We start from the raw sequence: 21,092 nt of genomic DNA, 5'->3' as shown, positions 1-21,092 counted from the left end.
CCTCCGGGCGGCGGTACGCGTCGTCGCCCGTCATCCTCGCACCGCCCGCTCAGGCGGTACGGCGGCGGAGGGTTGCCGCCCCGAGGCAGAGGACGAGCACCGCGCTGCCGGCGACGACCAGGACGTCACGGCAGAAGTCGGCCGTGACTCCCCGGTGGCCGAGTACCTGGTTCATCCCGTCGACGGCGTACGACATCGGCAGGACGTTCGACACGGCTTCCAGGACCGGGTGCATCCGGTCGCGCGGGGTGAACAGGCCGCACAGCAGCAGCTGCGGGAAGATCACCGCCGGCATGAACTGCACGGCCTGGAACTCGGAGGCAGCGAAGGCCGAGACGAACAGGCCGAGCGCGGTGCCGAGCAGGGCGTCCAGCAGGGCGACCAGGAGCAGCAGCCAGGGCGAGCCGACGACGTCGAGGCCCAGGACCCATACGGAGAGCGCGGTGGCCAGGAGGGACTGGACGACGGCGACGGCGCCGAAGGCCAGGGCGTATCCCGCGATCAGGTCGGCCTTGCCCAGGGGCATGGCCAGCAGGCGTTCGAGGGTGCCGGAGGTGCGCTCCCTGAGGGTGGCGATCGAGGTCACCAGGAACATCGTGATCAGCGGGAAGACGCCGAGCAGCGAGGCCCCGACGGTGTCGAAGGTCCCGGGGCTGCCGTCGAAGACGTACCGCAGCAGGGTGATCATCAGTGCCGGGACGAGCAGCAGCAGGGCGACCGTACGCGGGTCGTGGCGCAGCTGGCGCAGGACGCGGGCCGCGGTGGCCAGGGTGCGGGCCGGGCCGGGCGGGAAGGTGCCGGTGCTCATCGGGTCTCCTCCTGGCGGGGATCGGTCGCGGCCCGGTCCACGAGGTGCAGGAATGCCTCCTCGACGGTGTCCGAACCGGTGCGCGCGCGGAGGGCGTCCGGGCTGTCGTCGGCGAGGAGCGTGCCCTCGCGCATCAGCAGCAGCCGGTGGCAGCGCTCGGCCTCGTCCATGACGTGCGAGGAGACCAGGAGCGTGGTGCCCCGGTCCGCGGCCAGCGCGTGGAAGAGGTCCCAGAGGTCGCGCCGGAGCACGGGGTCCAGGCCGACGGTCGGCTCGTCCAGCACCAGGAGGCCCGGGGTGCCGAGCAGGGCGACGGCGAGGGAGACCCGGCTGAGCTGGCCGCCGGAGAGGTTCCCGGCGAGTACGTCCGCGTGGCCGGTGAGACCGACGTCCCCGACGGCCCGGTCCACGGCGTCCCGCCGGGCGTCGCGGTGGGCCCTGCCGGGGGTGAGCACCGCGGCGAAGTACTCCAGGTTCTGCCGGACCGTCAGGTCGGTGTAGACGGAAGGGGCCTGGGTGACGTACCCGATGCGCGGGCGCAGGGCCGGGTGGCCGGCCGGGTGCCCCAGGACGTCGAGGGAGCCCCGCACCCCGGCCTGGGTGCCGGCGATCGCGCGCATCAGCGTGGTCTTGCCGCAGCCGGAGGGTCCGAGCAGGCCGGTGATCCGGCCCGCCCGGACCGAGAAGCCGAGGTCGTGCAGGACGGTGCGCCCGCCCCGCACGACGGTGAGGGCGCGGGCCTCGACGGCGGGCCGGTGCTCCGCGCCGGTGAGGCCCGCACCCGGGTAATTCATCATGTGATGAATAATTCTCCGGTCACGGGGTCGCGTCAAGGTGCCCGGGCACCTGCGGCGGACGGCTCCCCGCCGGCCCGGCCGCTTCCCGTACGGGCGGGGAGCGCGCGGCTCACCCGAGGACGGCGACGGCCAGGTCGACCACGTAGCGCTCCTCTACCGTGCCGTCCGGGAAGACGGCGGCGAGATGACCGCGCTCCTCCTCCAGGAACCGGCGGTTGCGCGGTTCGGCGGCCCCGCCCCGTATCAGGAACGCGGAGTGGCTGGAGAGGTTGGCCAGATGGGCGTCGACCGTCACGGGCCGGGTCCAGGGCAGGAACCGCCGGACGAAGGCGCCGCCGGGCGCCTCCGGCACCGGGTGCCCCTCGGTCAGGGCGGGCATGGCGTGCGCGCTCTCGCCCGTGTCGCCGAAGTGGCGGACCAGCCTCGCGTCCTGCTCGACGACCCAGTCGACGGTGTGGTCCGCGATGTTCCACCAGAGCGCCAGGGCGCCGCCGGGGCGCAGGACGCGGGCGGCCTCGGCGAACGCGAGCACGGGGTCCGTCCAGTGCCAGGACTGGGCGTAGGTGATCAGGTCCGCCGAGCCGCCGGCCAGCGGGAGCCGGTTGCCGTCGCCCCTGACGACGGGTACGGACGGCAGTGAGCGGCGCAGTTCGGCGACCATGCCCGGCCCCGGTTCGACGGCCGTGACCCTGGCGCCGCGCTCGTGCAGCAGACGGGTCGCGATGCCCGTGCCCGCGCCGACGTCGACGGTGCGGGCTCCCTCCAGCGGGCGGCCGGCCAGCTCCGCGAGCGCGTCGAAGAGGGCGGGCGGGTATCCGGGGCGGGCGGCCGCGTACAGGGCGGCGGACCGGTCGAAGGAGAGGCGGCGGGGTACGGCTTCGGGTGTGGTGACCATGGTCCATCGTGGCCCGCGCCGCCGGCGGGAGGGAACCCCCGGGGTCCGGTACGGGCGGTCCCCGCACCCGGCCCCGGCGGGGGTCGTACCGGGGCTACTTGCGTCCCGGCCGCTTCCCCTTGGCGCTCCTGCGGGCCGCCGGGTTCCCGGTGCGGGTGGAGCGCCGCTTCTCGTACCGGGCGAGGGCCGTCTCGTACTCCGCGCGCCGCAGTTTCTCGCCGGGCGCCTCCGTGAGCGAGCGGATGAAGTAGGCGAGGAGCGAGCCGATGAAGCCGACCGCCTTCAGCCCGCGCAGGCTGTCCTCGCGGGCCGGGTCGGCGGGGCGGCGGTTGAAGCCGTCCCAGGTCCGGCGGAACGCGATGGCGCTGCACACCGCGAACATCACCACCACGAGCATGCCGACGAAGCTGCCGACCTCGGCGATCTCCAGGCCCTGGAAGGCGAAGCGCAGCACGAGACAGGAGACGGCCGCCGCGGCCAGCGAACCGGCCGCGACCCCCGCCCGCCGCGCCCCGTAACCGCCGTCGTGGCCGACCCAGGTCGTGCCGAAGAAGCGCAGTGGCTCGGGCCTGGGGCCCTCGGGGGCGGAGCCGGCGGGGGTCTCGGTCGTCTCGCTGTTCTCGCTCACGGCACCGATTATCCCGCGTGTCAGCCGCAGCGCGGGGCGATGTAGCCGTCACTGCCCGTACGGACGTAGGTGTCCGAGACGTACTCGCTGCGGCCGATGTTGTCCCAGATGTTCGAGGTGCCGTACGGCCCGGTGACCCGCTCACCGGCCTTCTGGCAGAAGACCGGGACGCTCATGCCGTACGGCAGCGTCCGGATGATGCCGTACTGGGTGCCCGGCCCCCGGCGGACGTTCACGCGGTAGCCCGGGGCGATCGGATAGGTGATGACGTCCGCGGCGAGTACCGCGATCTCCTCACCGGCCGCCGCCGTGCCGTCCGTGGCGACGGCCGCCTCCGTGGCGACGGCCGGACCCGTGCCGACGGTGCTGTCTTCAACGCCCATGCGAATTTCCCCCGTTGAGAATCGAAATGCGTGACGCGCAGGCTAACAAGGCGTACCGGCCCCGTACGCACCATCGACTAGGCTCCGTGCGTCGCGCTTGCGGTCGAACACACGGGGGTGGGCGATGCCGCCGCTGCGAGGGGCCGGGTCGCACCCGGAAGCGGAGCATCCGGAATACGCCGGGCGGTACCGGCTTCAGGCATGTCTCGGCGCGGGGGGCATGGGTGTGGTCCATCTGGCGCGCTCGCCCTCCGGGCTTCAGCTCGCGGTCAAGGTCGTGCATCCGCAGCACGCCACGGACCCCGAGTTCAGGGCGCGCTTCCGGCAGGAGGTGGCGGCTGCCAGGCGGGTCAGCGGGGCGTTCACCGCGCCGGTCGTGGACGCCGATCCGGATGCCGCGCTGCCCTGGATGGCCACCCTCTACGTCCCCGGGCCGACGCTCGCCGCCCAGGTGAAGCGGAACGGGCCGATGAGCCCCGCCGGGCTGCGCAGGCTCACCGCCGGGCTCGCCGAGGCGCTGCGGGACATCCACCGGGCCGGGGTCGTCCACCGCGACCTCAAACCGGGCAACGTCCTGCTGCCCGACTCCGGGCCCAAGGTCATCGACTTCGGGATCTCCCGCCCCTACGACAGCGAGGTGCGGACCGAGACGGGCAGGCTGATCGGCTCCCCGCCGTACATGGCCCCCGAGCAGTTCCAGCGTCCGCGTGAGGTCGGCCCGGCGGCCGATGTGTTCGCGCTGGGGGCGGTGCTGGTCCACGCGGCGACCGGGCGGGGCCCGTTCGACTCGGACAGTCCGTATCTCGTCGCCTACCAGGTGGTGCACGACGAGGCCGATCTGGCCGGGGTGCCCCCGGACCTCGCCCCGCTGGTGGGGCGGTGCCTGGCGAAGGATCCCGCGGCGCGTCCGACGCCCGACGAGATCATGGCGGCGCTGCAGCCCCCGTCGTACGAGGCGTCCGCCTTCGTGCCGGCCCAGCGGCGGCCCGCCCCGGCCGGGCCGGACGGGCCGGCCGAGGGGGCGCCGGCCGCGGACGGGGCGGCCACCCGCATACGTTCCGGGGCGGCCACGCACATACGTTCCGGGGACGGGCTGCCCGGTGGGAGCACCCCGCGGGCCCGCCGGGTCCTTTCCGCCCGGCGCGCGCTCACCGCCGTGGCCGCCCTCCTGGTCCTGGCCGCCGGAGGCGTGTGGGCCCTCGGCACCCGGGGCGGGCCCGAGGAGGGGGGAGCGGCCGCGGCCGGGACGGCGGCGCGGCGGCCGGCCGCCTTCGTCCCCTGGCGGACCGCGCTGGGGAGCACGGCCGGCACCCCCTCCTGTTCCGCCGCGGGCCCCCTGCTGACCTGTACCGGGGCCGGCCGGGGCACGGTGCGGCTGGACCCGGCGGACGGCCGGGTGCTCTGGTCGCACCGGGACGGCACGGGGGAGGGCGCTGTGCCGGGGGCGGTCCCGGACGGGCCCGTCTGGACCGTCGTACCCGGCGAGGCCCTCACGGCGTACGACCCCGGCCGGGGCACCGAACTCTGGCGGACGGACCTCGCCGGTTACGTGGACACGCCCTTCCCCGCGGGGGACACCCTGCTGCTGACCGGGGTGGACGGCGCGGCGGAGGGCCTCGACCCGGAGACCGGGAAGGCGCGCTGGCGGCACACCGTGCCGGGCCACCGGATGCCCGGCTACGCGTGGTACGACGAGGGCTCCCGGCTCGCCTACCTCCGTGAGGACGCCGCCGACGGCGCCACCACCCTCGTCACCGCGATCGAGGCGAGGACCGGGCGTACCGTCTGGCAGCGGCGCCTGGCCGGGATGCTGGCCCCGGCCGGGGTGTCCGGCGGGGAACTGGTGCTGACCTCCGTGAACGACCGGGCGCAGACCACGGAGCTGGTCCGTTACGACCCGGAGCGCCGGACGGTGGCGCGGGTGCCGCTGCCCTTCCGGATGGTCGTACCGGCGGTCGTGGTGGCCGGGGACACCGCCTGGCTGATGGAACGCGGCGGCACCCTGCTGGCCGTGGGCGTCCGGCCCGGCGCGGGGCCGGCCGAGCGGTGGCGGCTGGAGACGGCCTCCGGGCTGACCTCCGCGCCGGTGCCCGGCGAAGGCGGCCGCCTGTACGTCTCGGCGGCCGACGGGCGGCTGCTGGCCGTCGACGCGGAGCACGGCACGCTGCTCGGGCAGACCCGGCCCCGGCTGCGGGAGGGGAAGCCGGCCGGTGCCGCGTCGCTGCCCGCCCCCGTGGTCGTCGGCCGGAGCGTCATCGGCACCGCGCCGGACGGCTCGGTCTTCGCCGTGGACGCGGACGACCCCGCCTCCTGGTGACACCAGGGGCGGGGCCGGCGGGGGCGGGGCGGGTCAGCCCAGCTTGGAGACGTCGCGGACGGCGCCCCGGTCGGCGCTCGTGGCCATCGCCGCGTAGGCGCGCAGCGCGGCGGAGACCTTGCGGTCACGGTCCTTCGGCGCGTACACGCCGTTCAGGGCCTCGCGGCGGGCGGCGAGGTCCTCGTCCGTGACGAGCAGTTCGATCGAGCGGTTCGGGATGTCGATCCGGATCCGGTCGCCGTCCTCGACCAGCGCGATCGTGCCGCCGGACGCCGCCTCGGGCGAGGCGTGCCCGATGGACAGGCCGGAGGTGCCGCCGGAGAACCGGCCGTCGGTGACCAGCGCGCAGGACTTGCCGAGGCCGCGCCCCTTCAGGAAGGACGTCGGGTAGAGCATCTCCTGCATGCCGGGGCCGCCGCGCGGGCCCTCGTAGCGGATGACGACGACGTCGCCCTCCTTGATCTCCTTGCGGAGGATCTTGTCGACGGCCTCCTCCTGCGACTCGCAGACGACCGCCGGGCCCTCGAAGGTCCAGATCGACTCGTCGACGCCCGCCGTCTTCACGACGCAGCCGTCCACGGCGAGGTTGCCCTTGAGGACCGCCAGTCCGCCGTCCTTGGAGTAGGCGTGCTCCAGGTCGCGGATGCATCCGCCGGCGGCGTCCGTGTCGAGGGTGTCCCAGCGCTCGGACTGGGAGAAGGCGGTGGCGCTGCGGACGCAGCCCGGGGCGGCGTGCCACAGCTCGACGGCCTCGGGGGACGGGGAGCCGCCGCGGACGTCCCAGTTCTTCAGCCACTCGGCGAGGGTGGCGGAGTGCACCGTGTGCACGTCCTCGTCGAGCAGTCCGCCGCGGTGCAGCTCGCCGAGAATGGCGGGGATGCCGCCCGCGCGGTGGACGTCCTCCATGTAGTACGTGCCGCCGGGGGCGACGTTGGGCGCGACCTTCGCCAGGCAGGGGACCCGGCGCGAGACCGCGTCGATGTCCGCGAGGCCGTAGTCCAGCTCGGCCTCCTGGGCGGCGGCGAGCAGGTGCAGGATCGTGTTGGTGGAGCCGCCCATGGCGATGTCGAGCGCCATGGCGTTGTCGAAGGCCGCGCGGGAGCCGACGGCGCGCGGCAGGACGGTCTCGTCGTCCTGCTCGTAGTAGCGCCGGGTGATCTCCACGACCGTGCGGCCGGCCTCCTCGTACAGCGCCTTGCGGGCGGTGTGCGTGGCGAGGACGGAGCCGTTGCCGGGGAGGGAGAGGCCGAGGGCCTCGGTCAGGCAGTTCATGGAGTTGGCGGTGAACATGCCGGAACAGCTGCCGCAGGTGGGGCAGGCGTTCTCCTCGATGCGCAGGATGTCCTCGTCCGAGACGCTCTCGTCGACCGCGTCGCTGATGGCGTTGATCAGGTCCAGCTTGCGGACCGTGCCGTCGACGAGGGTGGCCTTGCCGGCCTCCATCGGGCCGCCGGAGACGAAGACGGTCGGGATGTTGAGGCGCATCGCGGCCATCAGCATGCCCGGGGTGATCTTGTCGCAGTTGGAGATGCAGATCAGGGCGTCGGCGCAGTGGGCCTCGACCATGTACTCGACGCTGTCGGCGATGAGGTCGCGGGAGGGCAGGCTGTAGAGCATGCCGCCGTGGCCCATGGCGATGCCGTCGTCGACCGCGATGGTGTTGAATTCGCGGGGCACCGCGCCCGCCGCCAGGATCGCCTCGGAGACGATCCGGCCGACCGGCGCGAGGTGGGTGTGGCCGGGCACGAACTCGGTGAAGGAGTTGGCCACCGCGATGATCGGCTTGCCGATGTCCTCACTGGCTACGCCGGACGCCCGCATCAGGGCGCGGGCGCCCGCCATGTTGCGGCCGTGGGTGACAGTGCGGGACCTCAGCTGGGGCATCGTGGCTCGCTCCTTCGACAGAAAAGACTGCCTACGAGAGTACGCCTCCGGTGCCAAGATCTGGACAGAGTGTCCGTAATGCGAGATTCGGTGTTCGGCGGGCGGGCAGGCGGGGCACGCACCGCCGGGCGTCCCCCACGGTGACCGCCGCCCTCCGCCGATGACCGCCCGGTGTCCCCTACGGCGTCCCCCACGGTGACCGCCGACGGGGTGCGGGCCGGGGCGGACCTCCCGCGGCACCGCCCCCGCCCGCCCGTACGTCACACTGCGGGCAGGGCCAGCAGGCGGTCGTCGTGCAGTGCGGCCAGCCGTTCGCCGGCCGGGGCCACGTACCACTGCGCCACCGGGCTGCCCTTGCCGTCGTTGAAGGTCCAGCGGAGCTTCCCGTCCCGGGCGTCGTAGGCCTGGACGCCGCCCTTCTCACTGAACTCCGTGGCCCCGTACAGGGTGTCCCCCACCTTGGCGAACTGGAGCGGCACCGGGACGCCGGGCTCCCCGGCGCTGCGCCACCGCTGCTTGCCGGTGGCCGGGTCGACGGCCCACAGCACACGGGTGCTGTCCGAGGCGTAGAGGACCCCGTCCAGGACGGTCGGGCCGTTGAAGAGGGAGAACTCCTCGGTCTTCAGCACCCAGCGCTCGCCGCCGTCCTCCAGCGAGAAGGAACGCAGGTACCGGCTGTCGGCGACGGTCACCGCCCCGTCGTGCACGGCCATCCGGTCGAAGTTGGACCGGCTGATCTTTTTGGTCCACAGCTGCCGCCCGGTCGCGGTGTCGCGGACGGTCAGGTTCTTGCGGTGGTCGGTGTAGACGAGGTGGCCGCCGAGCACCGCGGAGGTGAGGCCGGACTCCTCGGTCCCGGTGTCCCGCCGCTCGCTCCAGACGGCTTTGCCGGTACGGATGTCGATGGCGGCGATCACGTTCGTCCGGGAGCTGAGGTCCTTCTCCAGGATGCCCGCGATCACGTACACGCGTTCGGCGTCGGCGCCGATGGGCCGGGGCTGGGAGTAGCGCCCCTCCAGGCGGCTGCGCCAGGTCTCCTCGCCGGTGGCCGGGTCCAGGCCCACGACGTCGCCGTCGTACCGGCCGCTGGCCAGGTAGAGGGTGCCCCCGCCCATGATCAGCCGTGCTCCGGGCGTGGCCGCGTCCTTCAGCGACCAGATCTCCTTGCCGGTGGCGACGTCCCGGCCCACCAGCGGGTCGCCGGCGACCAGCACCACGTCTCCCACGACGGCGAGGACCTCGTGGTTGCCGAGGGTGCCCACCGCCGCCCCGTGCTCCCACAGCGCGTGCGGGGCGGTCCCGGCGGGCGGTGTGCTGAACGCGTCCCCGCCGCCCTCGCCGCTCCCGCCGGGAGTCGGGGAGCCGTCCATGCCGCCGGAGGCGTCCACCTCCTCCGGACCGCACGCCGTCGTCAGCGCACCGGCCAGCGCGAGGCCGAGCCCGGCGCCGGCCATCCGCAGCAGCCGCCGCCGGGGCAGGACGGCCGGCCCGGTGTCCTGGGCCGGGCGGTCCGGTATGCGCGCGTTCCGAGTCGTCATGGTCCGTGCCCCCACTGTTGTCGTTCGCGATCCACACATGCGGATCACCGCTGCCGCACAGCAAAGCACCGGGATCGATCCTGGTCAGCGCCTGATACCGATCCGCAACATCGCCGTGAAGGCACCGGAACACCCGTCACACAAGCAAAACCCGGTGTTCGCTCAGCGGTCGGCGAGGTACCGCTGGAGCGTGGGCGCCACCATCGCGATGATCCGTTCCGGGTCCTCCGAGGCCAGCGGCTCCGCCCGGATCACGTACCGCAGGAGGGCGATCCCGATCATGTGCGAGGCGGCCAGCTCGGCCCGGAGCGCCGGGTCGGGCACGTCCAGGTCCGCCGCGATCCGCTCCAGCAGCCGGCGGAGCACGAACCCGCGCAGCACCTTCGCCGCCGCCTCGTGGGTGAGCGCCGAGCGCAGGACGGCCAGCAGCGGCGCCCGGGACACCGGGTCCTCCCACACGCCGATGACATAGCGGGCGAGCCGCTCCCCCATGCCCTCCACCGGGCCGCCGAGGACCGCGGGCGCCGCCAGGGCCGGTTCGAAGGAGAGCTCCACGGCCGCCGCGAAGACCTCCTCCTTCGTGCCGAAGTAGTGGTGGACCAGTGCCGCGTCGACCCCGGCCGCCCTGGCGATGCCCCGGACCGAGGTCTTGTCGTAACCGCGCTCGGCGAACTCCTCACGGGCCGCCCGGAGAATCCTCGTCCGGGCGTCCGGGCCGGCCGCCGCCGTGCGGGAGGGGCGCCCCCGCCGGCGGGGCGCCGGACCGTCCTGGGTCACGGGCGTGAGGTCCGGGAGGAGGCCAGGTGCAGCCGGGTGAAGGCGAGCGCCTCGGCGAGGTCCGCCTCGCGCTCGGCCGAGGACATGGCACGCCGGGTGTTGACCTCGATGACGACATGGCCGTCGAAGCCGCCCGCGGCCAGCCGTTCCAGCAGTGCGGCGCAGGGCTGGTCGCCCCGGCCGGGGACCAGGTGCTCGTCCTTGCCGGAACCCTTGCCGTCGGCGAGGTGGACATGGGCGAGCCGGTCGCCCATCCGGTCCACCATGGCCAGGCCGTCGGTGCGCGCGGTCGAGGTGTGCGAGAGGTCCACGGTGAAGTGCCGGTAGTCGTCGTGGGTGACGTCCCAGTTCGGGGCGTACGCGAGCATCTCGCGGTCCCGGTAGCGCCACGGGTACATGTTCTCGACGGCGAAGCGGACGTCGGTCTCGTCGGCCATGCGCCAGATCCCCTCGACGAAGCCGCGGGCGTAACCGCGCTGCCAGCGGAACGGCGGGTGCACCACCACCGTGGAGGCCCCGAGCTTCTCCGCCGCGGCCCGCGCCCGCTGGAGCTTGACCCACGGGTCGGTGGACCAGACGCGCTGGGTGATCAGCAGGCACGGCGCGTGGACGGCGAGGATCGGCACCCGGTGGTAGTCGGAGAGGCGGCGGAGCGCCTCGATGTCCTGACTGACGGGGTCGGTCCAGACCATGACCTCGACACCGTCGTATCCCAGGCGCGCGGCGATCTCGAAGGCCGTCGCCGTCGACTCCGGATAGACCGAGGCCGTCGACAGGGCGACCTTCGCATCCGGGACGCGCACCACTGGATCTGCCACCTGGCCAGGGTAAGGGCAGTGGTGCGCGGCGCCGAGGGCCTCCGGCGGAAAGTGAGAAGGACCATCACCGGGCAAGGACCATCACCGGGCGCGGGCGGCCGGGAGGGCGGGAGGCCGGGCCCGCCCTCCCCGTACCGGAACCGGTCAGGCGAGGGCGTCCTGCCGCGCCGGGAGATGGTCCAGCCGGCGCAGGATGACGCCCTCGCGCAGCGCCCACGGGCAGACCTCCAGCTCCTCGACGCCGTACAGGTCCATCGCGCCCTCGGCGACCAGGGCCCCCGCCAGCAGCTGGGCGGCACGCCCCTCGGTGACACCGGGCAGCGCCCCGCGCTGTTCGACGGTCATCTCCGACAGCTTCGGCACCCATTCCTGGAGCGCCTTGCGGGTGAGGACCCGCTGGACGTACAGCCCCTCGGCCGAGCGGGCGGCGCCGGTGATCCGGGCGAGCTGCTTGAAGGTCCTGGAGGTGCCGACGACGTGGTCGGGCGGGCCGAGCCGGTTGAACTCCCCGACCGTGCGCGCGATGCCCGTACGGACATGGCGGCGCAGGTCCCGTATCGCGGACGGGTCCGGCGGGTCGCCCCGCAGCCAGGCCGCGGTGAGCCGTCCCGCGCCCAGCGGCAGCGACACCGCCGCGTCGGGCTGCTCGTCCAGGCCGTACCCCACCTCCAGCGAGCCGCCGCCTATGTCCAGGACGAGCAGTTTCCCCGCCGACCAGCCGAACCAGCGCCGTGCGGCCAGGAAGGTCAGCCGGGCCTCCTCCTCGCCGCTGAGGACGGTGAGGGCGACACCGGTCTCCTCCTTCACCCGGGCCAGCACCCGGTCCGCGTTGCTCGCCTCGCGCACCGCGGAGGTGGCGAACGCCAGCACGTCCTCGCAGCCCAGGTCCTCGGCCGCCCGCAGTGCGTCGGTGACCGTCGTCACCAGGCGGTCGACGCCCCGCGGACCGATCGCCCCTTCCGGGTCGAGGAGTTCGGCCAGCCGCAGTTCCGCCTTGTGCGAGTGCGCGGGCAGCGGGCGGGCGCCGGGGTGCGCGTCGACCACCAGCAGATGAACCGTGTTCGACCCCACGTCGAGGACTCCGAGTCTCATACCGGGAAACGCTACTGCGGTACGGGACTTACTCTGGGCCCGTGCCAAAGACGAAAAAGGCGAAGCCGGACAAAGTCACGAAGAAGCAGAGAACGAAACAGGAGGCGCCCCGGCCGGAAGCGGACGGGCCCGACGAGAAGGGGCTCGACTTCCCGCGGGCCTGGGTCGAATTCCCCGACCCCGCCGACGACGAGCAGGTCTTCCGCTGCGACCTCACCTGGCTGACGTCCCGGTGGACCTGTGTCTTCGGCAGCGGCTGCCAGGGCATCCAGGCCGGCCGCGCGGACGACGGCTGCTGCACCCTGGGCGCCCATTTCTCCGACGAGGACGACGAGAAACGGGTGGCCTCCCATGTGGCGAGGCTCTCGCCGGAGATCTGGCAGTTCCACGACGTCGGCACCGGGACGGGCTGGGTCGGTGTCGACGACGACGGCGAACGCCAGACCCGGCGCTGGAAGGGTTCCTGCATCTTCCAGAACCGGCCGGGCTTCGAGGGGGGTGCGGGCTGCTCACTGCACATCCTGGCGCTGCGCGAGGGCAGGGAGCCGCTGGAGACCAAACCCGACGTGTGCTGGCAGCTGCCGGTGCGGCGCACCTACGACTGGATCGACCGGCCCGACGACACCCGCGTCCTCCAGGTCTCCATCGGTGAGTACGACCGGCGCGGCTGGGGGCCGGGCGGTCACGACCTGCACTGGTGGTGCACCTCGGCGACCTCCGCGCACGGCGCGGGGAAGCCGGTGTACGTCTCCTACCGGCCCGAGCTCACCGAGCTGATGGGTGAGGAGGCGTACGCCGTGCTCGCCGGGCTGTGCGAGCAGCGCCTCGCGTCCCTGCTGCCGATGGCCCCGCACCCGGCGGACCCGGCGTGACGCGGCCGGCGCGCCCTCCCCGGGCGGCCGCCGCCGGTGGGGGCGACCGGCCCGCCTGATCCGCCGCCCGGGCCGGGGCCGCGGGGCGCGGGCGGAGCACAGCCGGGCACGGCGGGGCCCGGCCGCCCGGTCGCCCCGCCGTCAACCACCCGGTCCGCCGCCGTCCGGCGAGGGGCCCGTGGGCGGCTCCGCCCAGGGGTCCGTCGGGGGCGTGCCGCCGGCGGGGGCGGTCGTGGGGTCCGCCGGGCCGGGTGCCGGCTCCGTGGCCGGGCCCTGCGTGGGGCCGGGCCGCACCGGGCCCGATGTCTGCGGCGGGGAGGCCGGCGACGGGCCGGGGGCCCCTGACGACGGGCCGGCGGACGGGCGGACCGGTGACGGACGTACGGGCGGGGGGCGGTCCGGCGACGGGGCGCCCGCCCCGTGGCCGGTGACCGCCACGGCCTGTCCGGCGGGGTCGAACACCACCCGGGCGCCCCACGGGCCGGCCGGTTCGGCGGTCCGGTCCACCTCGACGTACAGCACGGTGCTCCGGCCCGGCGCGAGCGTGCCCAAGGAGCGGCTGAGGCGCAGCCAGGGGGCGTCGGCGCGAGCCGACCAGGAGACCGGCCCGTCCCCCGTCGCGGTGAGCGCGACCGCCGTCCGCCCGGCCACGGAGCGGACCTCGATCCGGAGGGCACCCGCCGCCGGGGAGCCGGGGGAGACGCTGACGACCTCGGCCGATACGTCGCCGGAGCGCCGGCCCGGGCCCGTGAAGCCGCCGTCTGAGCCGCGCCGGGCGTTGCCCGCGCTCTCGTAGTCGTACCCGGGGCCGCCGGCGCCCGCGCCGGGCCCGTCCGCGTCCGTCGCGGTGACCGACGAGCCGTCGCGGCCCTCACCGGTCGAAGGGGCGCCCCGGTAGGCGGCCCACAGGGCGATCACGGGGGCGGCGACGACCGTGGCCACCACGGCCGTCGTCACGGCCCGGGCGCGCAGCCGGTCGCGGCGGGCCGCGTGGTCCTTGGGGTCCAGCGGGAAGCCCGTACGTCCGAAGCGCGGGGCGGGCGGACGGGACCGCCTGGCGTGCGCCAGGGCGACGTGCACGGAGGGGCGCGGCGCCTCGACGACGGGCAGCGCGGCGTCCGGGGTGGCGGCCGCGCCCGGCCAGGGCCCGGCCGCACCGGCCCGCTCGGCGGCACGCCGGCAGCCGGGGCAGTCGTCGACGTGCCGGACCAGCTCCCCGCGCAGGGCCGAGGAGAGCAGCACCGGGTGGGCGCCGGTGAGCCGGGCGACGGTGGCGCAGTCCCCGGCCCCGACGACGGCGAGCGCGGCGCGGGTGCGTTCCACCTCGCAGGCCGCGGCGGCCAGCAGCTGGCGGGCACCGGCCGGTTCGAGACCGAGGACGGCGGCGACGGCACGCGGGGTGAGCCGGTGGCGCACGGCGAGCTCCAGCGCCTCGCGCTGCTGTGGGGTGGTGCCCGCCGCCTCCGGCCACGCCAGCCGGGCGAGCTCGCGCCGGCGTGCCTCGGCCGCCGGGGAGGCGGCGGGGTCCGGGACGGCCGCCGCCTCGGGGGTGGGCGCCGGCGCCCGGGGCGTGCCGGCGGGGCGCCGGTGCGCCCGCCGCCCCCGCTTCTGCTCGGCGAGCGCGCGCAGACAGGTCCACCTGGCCAGGGCGTACAGCCAGGATTTACGTTCCTCCTCGGCCTCGGGGCACCGGGACCGCCGGCGTTCCGCGAGCGCCAGGACCGAGCCGAGCGCCTCGGTGGCCGATTCGTGGTCGCACAGCACGGAGAGGCAGTAGGTGAACAGGCCGTCGAGGTACGGCTCGTACCGCACGGGCGCCGGCTGCGCGGACGGGCGGGGCGCGCGGCGGTCCGCCCGGGAGGTGTCGGTGGGGAGTGCGGAGGACTCCGGCCTGCTGCTCGTCACCCGGCGACCGTAGGCAGAGAGGGACACACCCCTGACGGCGCTTGCGTACATTTCATCCTTACGAGTGACGGTATCCCTCGAAAGAGGACGTGAATCATCGATTCCGCCGGGATTGCCGCATCGCACACTGGTTCGTCCACCGTGCTCGTGGCCGGTGCTGTCAGTACCCGTCTGTACGGTGGCGCCATGGCTGCCCGTACGAAATCCACGAAGGACCGGCCGTCCTACCGCTGCACCGAATGCGGCTGGACCACGGCCAAATGGCTCGGCCGCTGCCCGGAGTGCCAGGCATGGGGGACCGTCGAGGAGTTCGGCGGCGCACCCGCGGTCCGCACCACCGCCGCGGGCCGGGTCTCCAGCGCCGCCCTGCCCATCGGCCAGGTCGACAGCCGGCAGGCCACGGCGCGCTCCACGGGCGTGAGCGAGCTGGACCGGGTCCTCGGCGGCGGCCTGGTGCCCGGCGCCGTGGTGCTGCTCGCGGGCGAGCCCGGGGTCGGCAAGTCGACACTGCTGCTGGACGTCGCCGCCAAGGCGGCGGGCGAGGACCACCGCACCCTCTACGTCACGGCGGAGGAGTCCGCGAGCCAGGTGCGGCTGCGGGCCGACCGGATCCGGGCGATCGACGACCACCTGTATCTCGCCGCCGAGACCGACCTCTCCGCGGTCCTGGGCCACCTGGACCAGGTCAAGCCCTCACTGCTCGTCCTCGACTCCGTGCAGACGGTCGCCTCGCCGGAGATCGACGGCGCCCCCGGCGGCATGGCCCAGGTCCGGGAGGTGGCCGGGGCCCTCATCCGGGCCTCCAAGGAGCGCGGGATGTCGACGCTCCTGGTCGGCCACGTCACCAAGGACGGCGCGATCGCGGGCCCCCGGCTCCTGGAGCACCTGGTCGACGTGGTGCTCTCCTTCGAGGGCGACCGGCACGCGCGCCTGCGTCTCGTGCGCGGCGTCAAGAACAGGTACGGCGCCACGGACGAGGTCGGCTGCTTCGAGCTGCACGACGAGGGCATCACCGGCCTCGCCGACCCCTCCGGGCTCTTCCTCACCCGCCGCGACGAGCCTGTTCCCGGCACCTGCCTGACGGTCACCCTGGAGGGCAAGCGCCCCCTGGTCGCCGAGGTGCAGGCGCTGACGGTCGATTCGCAGATCCCCTCGCCCCGGCGCACGACCTCCGGCCTGGAGACCTCGCGGGTCTCGATGATGCTGGCCGTCCTGGAGCAGCGGGGGCGGATCAGCGCGCTCGGCAAGCGCGACATCTACAGCGCGACGGTGGGCGGTGTGAAGCTCACCGAGCCCGCCGCGGACCTGGCGATCGCTCTGGCCCTGGCCAGTGCGGCGAGTGACACACCGCTGCCGAAGAACCTGGTCGCGATCGGCGAGGTGGGCCTGGCTGGCGAGGTCAGGAGGGTCACCGGGGTCCAGCGCAGACTGGCCGAGGCGCACCGGCTCGGCTTCAAGCACGCCCTGGTCCCGAGGGATCCGGGACGGGTCCCTTCCGGTATGAAGGTCACAGAAGTCGCCGACATGGGCGACGCCCTGCGGGCGCTCCCCCGCCGCTCTCGCCCGGACGGACCACGGGAGGACGGCGCACGCCGGTAGACTTTGCCCTGGTCTCGCCCGCCCGTACGAACGGTATGAGGGACGCAAGGGCATCGCAAACCTGTGACCGGAGGAGTGCAGTGGCAGCCAACGACCGGGCAGCAACGCCCGGAAAGTCCGGCCAAGGCACGGGGAACGAGGCGCTGATGCGCGCCTCGTTGAGCGCGGTCGCGCCCGGGACGGCCCTGCGTGACGGCCTGGAGCGCATCCTCCGCGGGAACACCGGCGGGCTGATCGTCCTGGGCATGGACAAGACCGTGGAGTCGATGTGCACCGGTGGCTTCGTGCTGAACGTGGAGTTCACCGCGACCCGGCTGCGTGAGCTGTGCAAGCTGGACGGCGCCATGATCCTCGACAAGGACATGACCAAGATCCTGCGGGCCGGCGTGCAGCTGGTCCCGGACGCCGCCATCCCGACCGAGGAGACGGGGACCCGTCACCGCACCGCCGACCGCGTCTCCAAGGCCTGCGGCTTCCCCGTGGTCTCGGTCTCCCAGTCGATGCGCCTGATCGCCCTGTACGTGGACGGCGAGCGCCGGGTCCTGGAGGAGTCCTCCGCGATCCTGTCCCGGGCCAACCAGGCGCTCGCCACCCTGGAGCGGTACAAGCTGCGTCTGGACGAGGTCGCCGGGACGCTCTCCGCCCTGGAGATCGAGGACCTGGTGACCGTCCGCGACGTGACGGCGGTCTCCCAGCGCCTGGAGATGGTGCGCCTGATCGCCACGGAGATCGCCGAGTACGTGGTGGAGCTGGGCACCGACGGCCGCCTCCTGGCGCTCCAGCTGGACGAGTTGATCGCCGGTGTGGAGCCGGAGCGCGAGCTGGTCGTCCGTGACTACGTCCCCGAGCCGACGGCGAAGCGTTCGCGGACGGTGGCGGAGGCGCTGGGCGAGCTGGACACCCTCACCCACACCGAGCTGCTCGAACTGCCGGTCGTGGCGCGCGCCTTGGGCTACAGCGGCTCACCGGAGACGCTGGACTCGGCGGTCTCGCCCAGGGGCTTCAGGCTGCTGGCGAAGGTGCCGCGGCTGCCTGGGGCGATCATCGAGCGGCTGGTGGAGCACTTCGGCGGTCTGCAGAAGCTGCTCGCCGCCAGTGTGGACGACCTCCAGGCCGTCGACGGCGTCGGTGAGGCCCGCGCCCGCAGTGTCCGCGAGGGCCTCTCACGCCTCGCGGAGTCCTCGATCCTCGAACGGTACGTCTGAGGGCCCGTCGGCGAAGCGGTGCCCGGCGGGGCACCGCGCCCCCGGCCGGGGGGCTGCTCCCGCCCGGTGCCGGTTCCCGGCACTCCCGGTGTCACAGCCCTTGGCCAGTCCTTCGTCAGTCCTTCGTCAGTCCTTCGCCAGGACGAAGGAGGCCCGCTGCACGGTCTCCCCCGGGGCCTTGGCCTCCAGCAGGTACGTACCGGGGGCCGCCTTGCCCGGAGGCGGTGTCCCGCAGCCCGGCGTGCTCTTCACGCGGTCCCACTCCACCGTGTGCACGACCGTGGCACCGGCCGGGACCCTCAGGAAAACGGCCCCGGCCCGGGGGCAGTCCTTCGAGGACCACACCTGTTCGTCGTCCTCGCCGGCCTCGGTGACGGTGAGCACCGCGGTCTTCGGGCCCAGGTCGGCCTTGCAGTCCGCCGCGGAGGTGTTCTCGGCGACCAGCTGGAACACCGGCTTGTCGTCCGGGCCGTAGCTGTTCTTCGTCCTGACGCTCAACTGCAGTGCCGAGGCGGCGCAGTCGGGGAGCGGGGAACCTGCCGGGACCTGCGGGCCGGTTCCGGAACCGCCCGTACCGCCCGCGCCGGCACCGCCCGTGCCACCCGCGGCCGTGCCGCCGGAACCGCCGGTGCCGGTGCTCCCGTCGCCGCCGGCGGAGCCCGTGCCGGAACCCGGTCCGGAGCCCGATCCGCCGCCGTTCTCCTCCGACTCCTCGCGCCCGCCCGGCGGTTGGCCGACCACCGGGCCCGAACCGGAGGGCCCTGGTGTGATGGAGGGGGCGGGGGCTGAGCCGCCGGACTTCCCGTCGTCGTTCTTCCCGCCGCCCCCACCGGAGGTGACGGCCCACACGACGAGCGCCGCGAGCAGCGCGATCAGTACCGCCGCAACTGCCCTCCTCCGCCAGTAGATGCTGGAGGGGAGCGGACCGACCGGACTGCGCAGAGAACCCACGTACCGAACTTTACGAGAGTTCCGGAGCAACTCCGGCCCCTACCCGCCGCTCTGCTCGACAAGTTTTCCGGATCATCATCACGGAGCGGCCGTTCCGGTCGCTTCCAGCCGCTTTGCCCGGTTCCCGAACCGGGTGGCCGAGCGTGAGGGGTCGAAACGGGTGGCGTTATCACCCCGTGAGCCATCGCTCGTCCCGACACCCCCGCAGCCGTGCCCGTTACCGCCGCTTCCGTGCCAGGATCGTAGGTGCCATGACTGCCATGACTTCGACACACACGCCCCCCGCCTCCCTCCACACCCCCGTCATCGGGTGGTTCGAGCAGCACGCCCGCGATCTGCCCTGGCGACGCCCCGAAGCGGGCGCCTGGGGTGTGATGGTCAGCGAGTTCATGCTGCAGCAGACCCCGGTGAGCCGGGTCCTCCCGGTGTACGAACAGTGGATGGCCCGCTGGCCCCGCCCCGCGGACCTGGCCGCCGACGCCCCCGGGGAGGCCGTCCGCGCCTGGGGCCGGCTCGGCTACCCCCGCCGCGCGCTGCGCCTGCACGGGGCCGCGCAGGCGATAACGGAACGGCACGGCGGTGATGTGCCGAGCGAGCACGGCCAGCTGCTCGCCCTGCCCGGTATCGGCGAGTACACGGCGGCGGCCGTCGCCTCGTTCGCGTACGGGCAGCGCCACGCGGTCCTCGACACGAACGTGCGCCGGGTCTTCGCCCGGGCCGCGTCCGGCATCCAGTACCCGCCGAACGCCACGACCGCCGCCGAGCGCAAGCTGGCCCGTGCCCTGCTCCCCGAGGAGGACGGCCGCGCGGCCCGGTGGGCCGCCGCCACGATGGAGCTCGGCGCGCTCGTGTGCACCGCGAAGAACGAGGACTGCGGCCGCTGCCCGATCTCCGGGCAGTGCGCCTGGCGGCTGGCCGGCAAACCCGCCCACCAGGGGGCCCCGCGCCGCGGTCAGACGTACGCCGGCACGGACCGGCAGGTGCGCGGCCGGCTGCTGGCGGTGCTGCGCGAGTCGGTCGCCCCGGTGACCCAGGCGGCTCTGGACTCGGTGTGGGAGGAGCCCGTCCAGCGGGCCCGCGCCCTGGACGGGCTGGTCGCCGACGGTCTGGTCGAACCGCTGGCGGGCGCCCGCTACCGCCTCCCCCTGGGCTGATCCGGCCCGTCCGGCCTGCGCTGTTACACAACCGATGGACAGCCGTGCGTCCGCGTACGGCTGCTCCGCACACCCTCGTGACAACACCTCCGTAGCGTCAACCGCTGTCGGCGGCCGGACCTGTCGCCGGCAGCGGGACCACGGGGAACGAAGGCGACGGAGGCGGTTGTCATGGCGCACGGCGAGGTGCTCGGCTTCGAGGAGTACGTACGTACCCGGCAGGAGGCGCTGCTGCGCAGTGCCCGCCGGCTCGTCCCGGACCCCGTCGACGCCCAGGACCTGCTCCAGACCGCCCTGGCCCGCACCTACGGCCGCTGGGACGGCATCGCCGACAAGTCCCTCGCCGACGCCTATCTGCGCCGCGTCATGATCAACACGCGTACGGAGTGGTGGCGGGCCCGCAAGCTGGAGGAGGTCCCCACCGAGCAGCTCCCCGACGCGAGCGTCGACGACGGTGCCGAGCAGCGTGCCGACCGCGCCCTGCTCATGGACGTGCTGGGGATCCTGGCACCGAAGCAGCGCAGTGTGGTCGTGCTGCGACACTGGGAGCAGATGAGCACGGAGGAGACGGCCGCGGCGCTCGGCATGTCGGCCGGTACGGTGAAGAGCACGCTGCACCGGGCCCTGGCGCGTCTGCGCCAGGAGCTGGAGAGCCGTGCGGCCGCCGGCCGGGAGGCCGAGGGGGCAGCGGCGCGGATCCCGGCACAGCGGGACAGGCGTCATGACGAGCGGGGGCGGAAGCGGTGCGCGGCCTGACAGGCGCCGGTGACGGCGGTACGGCGCCCGGCGGGGAGCGGGGGCCCGGCACGGGCCGGCCGCCTTCCTCACCGGTGACGCGCGGGGCGGCGCTGACCGTCCTGCTGACCGCCGCCCTGCTGTGCGCGGGCTGTTCCGCCGGTGGCACCGGCACCCGTGACGAGGGCCCGGCGGGCACCCAGCCGGTCGCCCAGGTCTCCCCGTCGTCGTCGGCGACGCCCATGGGGACGGCGAGCCCTGCGCCCCGCGTCGACGCCGTCCGGCTCCTCAAGAACGACCCCGAGGTCGACCCCCGGGTGAGGAACGACCTGAAGCCGTGCGCCGGCAGCGCGTACCCGGTCGACACCTCCTACGGCACCCTCACCGACAACTCCGCCCCTGATGTCGTCGTCAATGTGCTGACCTGCGGTGAGTCCGTCGGCGTCGGCACCTATGTCTACCGGCGGGACGAGGACGGGGCGTACGAGAACGTCTTCGCCGCCGAGGTGCCCGCGGTCTACGGGACCATCGACCGGGGCGACCTGGTGGTGACCACCCAGGTGTACGGGTGGAAGGACGAGGTCACGTTCCCGTCCGGCGAGGACGTGATCACCTACCGCTGGACGGGCCGCCGGTTCGCCGAGACCGACCGGGTGCACAACGACTTCAACCGTGCCGTCGGCACCGGGGAGGGCGCCCTCCCCCTGCCGACGGCACAGAACTGAGGACTTCCG

The 21,092-nt window shown here is 74.2% G+C and carries 19 protein-coding genes; 7 read left to right on the top strand and 12 right to left on the bottom strand.

Annotated elements, in window-relative coordinates; all coding sequences use genetic code 11:
- Window positions 1-49: 49 nt before the first annotated feature.
- The 5 genes from CP967_RS19180 to CP967_RS19160 all read right to left on the bottom strand — a co-directional run bounded on the left by CP967_RS19180 (window position 50) and on the right by CP967_RS19160 (window position 3,511).
- Window positions 50-808 carry an ABC transporter permease gene (locus CP967_RS19180; protein WP_150489143.1) on the bottom strand — a complete coding sequence of 253 codons (759 nt, stop codon included), beginning with the start codon at window positions 806-808 and terminating at the stop codon, window positions 50-52.
- The gene (locus CP967_RS19175; RefSeq protein WP_150489142.1) at window positions 805-1,605 is read right to left on the bottom strand and encodes an ABC transporter ATP-binding protein; all 801 of its coding nucleotides are present in this window, start codon (window positions 1,603-1,605) and stop codon (window positions 805-807) included. Before CP967_RS19175 ends, CP967_RS19180 begins: the two co-directional genes overlap by 4 nt.
- A gap of 109 nt (window positions 1,606-1,714) precedes the next feature.
- Window positions 1,715-2,500 carry a class I SAM-dependent methyltransferase gene (locus CP967_RS19170; RefSeq protein WP_150489141.1) on the bottom strand — a complete coding sequence of 262 codons (786 nt, stop codon included), beginning with the start codon at window positions 2,498-2,500 and terminating at the stop codon, window positions 1,715-1,717.
- A 94-nt stretch (window positions 2,501-2,594) separates the two neighbouring features.
- Window positions 2,595-3,128 carry a hypothetical protein gene (locus tag CP967_RS19165; RefSeq protein WP_150489140.1) on the bottom strand — a complete coding sequence of 178 codons (534 nt, stop codon included), beginning with the start codon at window positions 3,126-3,128 and terminating at the stop codon, window positions 2,595-2,597.
- Between the two features lie 20 nt (window positions 3,129-3,148).
- A complete protein-coding gene (locus CP967_RS19160) occupies window positions 3,149-3,511 on the bottom strand; it encodes an SH3 domain-containing protein (protein ID WP_150489139.1) in 363 nt (120 codons plus the stop codon).
- A gap of 124 nt (window positions 3,512-3,635) precedes the next feature.
- Between CP967_RS19160 and CP967_RS19155 the strand changes: the two genes are divergently transcribed.
- A complete protein-coding gene (locus CP967_RS19155; protein WP_150489138.1) occupies window positions 3,636-5,828 on the top strand; it encodes a protein kinase domain-containing protein in 2,193 nt (730 codons plus the stop codon).
- Between the two features lie 33 nt (window positions 5,829-5,861).
- Here CP967_RS19155 and ilvD read toward each other — a convergent pair whose 3' ends face one another.
- The 5 genes from ilvD to CP967_RS19130 form a co-directional block, all read right to left on the bottom strand.
- Window positions 5,862-7,712: a dihydroxy-acid dehydratase gene (ilvD, locus tag CP967_RS19150; RefSeq protein ID WP_150489137.1), complete on the bottom strand. Its 1,851-nt coding sequence runs from the start codon at window positions 7,710-7,712 to the stop codon at window positions 5,862-5,864.
- Between the two features lie 260 nt (window positions 7,713-7,972).
- On the bottom strand, window positions 7,973-9,250 hold the full coding sequence (locus CP967_RS19145; RefSeq protein WP_150489136.1) for a PQQ-binding-like beta-propeller repeat protein: 1,278 nt from the start codon (window positions 9,248-9,250) through the stop codon (window positions 7,973-7,975).
- A 162-nt stretch (window positions 9,251-9,412) separates the two neighbouring features.
- Window positions 9,413-10,027 (bottom strand): TetR/AcrR family transcriptional regulator, encoded by a 615-nt coding sequence (locus tag CP967_RS19140; protein WP_150489135.1) that lies wholly within the window; start codon window positions 10,025-10,027, stop codon window positions 9,413-9,415.
- Window positions 10,024-10,830: a sugar phosphate isomerase/epimerase family protein gene (locus tag CP967_RS19135; RefSeq protein WP_150491942.1), complete on the bottom strand. Its 807-nt coding sequence runs from the start codon at window positions 10,828-10,830 to the stop codon at window positions 10,024-10,026. The genes CP967_RS19140 and CP967_RS19135 overlap by 4 nt, the downstream gene beginning before the upstream one ends.
- 159 nt (window positions 10,831-10,989) lie before the next feature.
- A complete protein-coding gene (locus tag CP967_RS19130) occupies window positions 10,990-11,937 on the bottom strand; it encodes a Ppx/GppA family phosphatase (protein WP_150489134.1) in 948 nt (315 codons plus the stop codon).
- A gap of 41 nt (window positions 11,938-11,978) precedes the next feature.
- Between CP967_RS19130 and CP967_RS19125 the strand changes: the two genes are divergently transcribed.
- Complete coding sequence (locus CP967_RS19125) at window positions 11,979-12,809, top strand: DUF3109 family protein (RefSeq protein WP_150489133.1); 831 nt, start codon at window positions 11,979-11,981, stop codon at window positions 12,807-12,809.
- A 141-nt stretch (window positions 12,810-12,950) separates the two neighbouring features.
- On the opposite strand, the gene CP967_RS19120 is transcribed toward CP967_RS19125, so the two are convergent.
- Complete coding sequence (locus CP967_RS19120; protein ID WP_425281757.1) at window positions 12,951-14,714, bottom strand: BACON domain-containing protein; 1,764 nt, start codon at window positions 14,712-14,714, stop codon at window positions 12,951-12,953.
- Between the two features lie 186 nt (window positions 14,715-14,900).
- On the opposite strand from CP967_RS19120, the gene radA reads away from it, so the two are divergent.
- Complete coding sequence (radA, locus tag CP967_RS19115; RefSeq protein WP_150489131.1) at window positions 14,901-16,313, top strand: DNA repair protein RadA; 1,413 nt, start codon at window positions 14,901-14,903, stop codon at window positions 16,311-16,313.
- A gap of 80 nt (window positions 16,314-16,393) precedes the next feature.
- Window positions 16,394-17,518, top strand: coding sequence for a DNA integrity scanning diadenylate cyclase DisA (gene disA / locus CP967_RS19110; protein ID WP_150489130.1), 1,125 nt, complete (start codon window positions 16,394-16,396; stop codon window positions 17,516-17,518).
- Window positions 17,519-17,644: 126 nt separating this feature from the next.
- Here disA and CP967_RS19105 read toward each other — a convergent pair whose 3' ends face one another.
- Window positions 17,645-18,427 carry a hypothetical protein gene (locus CP967_RS19105; protein ID WP_150491941.1) on the bottom strand — a complete coding sequence of 261 codons (783 nt, stop codon included), beginning with the start codon at window positions 18,425-18,427 and terminating at the stop codon, window positions 17,645-17,647.
- Between the two features lie 293 nt (window positions 18,428-18,720).
- Between CP967_RS19105 and CP967_RS19095 the strand changes: the two genes are divergently transcribed.
- The 3 genes from CP967_RS19095 (at window position 18,721) to CP967_RS19085 (ending at window position 21,083) form a co-directional block, all read left to right on the top strand.
- Entirely contained in the window at window positions 18,721-19,623 is a 903-nt protein-coding gene (locus tag CP967_RS19095) for an HhH-GPD family protein (RefSeq protein ID WP_150489129.1), read from the top strand.
- Between the two features lie 171 nt (window positions 19,624-19,794).
- Window positions 19,795-20,379 (top strand): SigE family RNA polymerase sigma factor, encoded by a 585-nt coding sequence (locus CP967_RS19090; RefSeq protein ID WP_150489128.1) that lies wholly within the window; start codon window positions 19,795-19,797, stop codon window positions 20,377-20,379.
- A complete protein-coding gene (locus CP967_RS19085; RefSeq protein ID WP_373300455.1) occupies window positions 20,367-21,083 on the top strand; it encodes a hypothetical protein in 717 nt (238 codons plus the stop codon). The genes CP967_RS19090 and CP967_RS19085 overlap by 13 nt, the downstream gene beginning before the upstream one ends.
- The last annotated feature ends 9 nt before the right edge of the window (window positions 21,084-21,092 follow it).

It is taken from the genome of Streptomyces nitrosporeus (assembly GCF_008704555.1).
Lineage (GTDB): Bacteria > Actinomycetota > Actinomycetes > Streptomycetales > Streptomycetaceae > Streptomyces > Streptomyces nitrosporeus.
The sequence above is the reverse complement of the archived record's forward strand: the minus strand, read 5'-3'. Positions and strand labels throughout refer to the sequence as shown.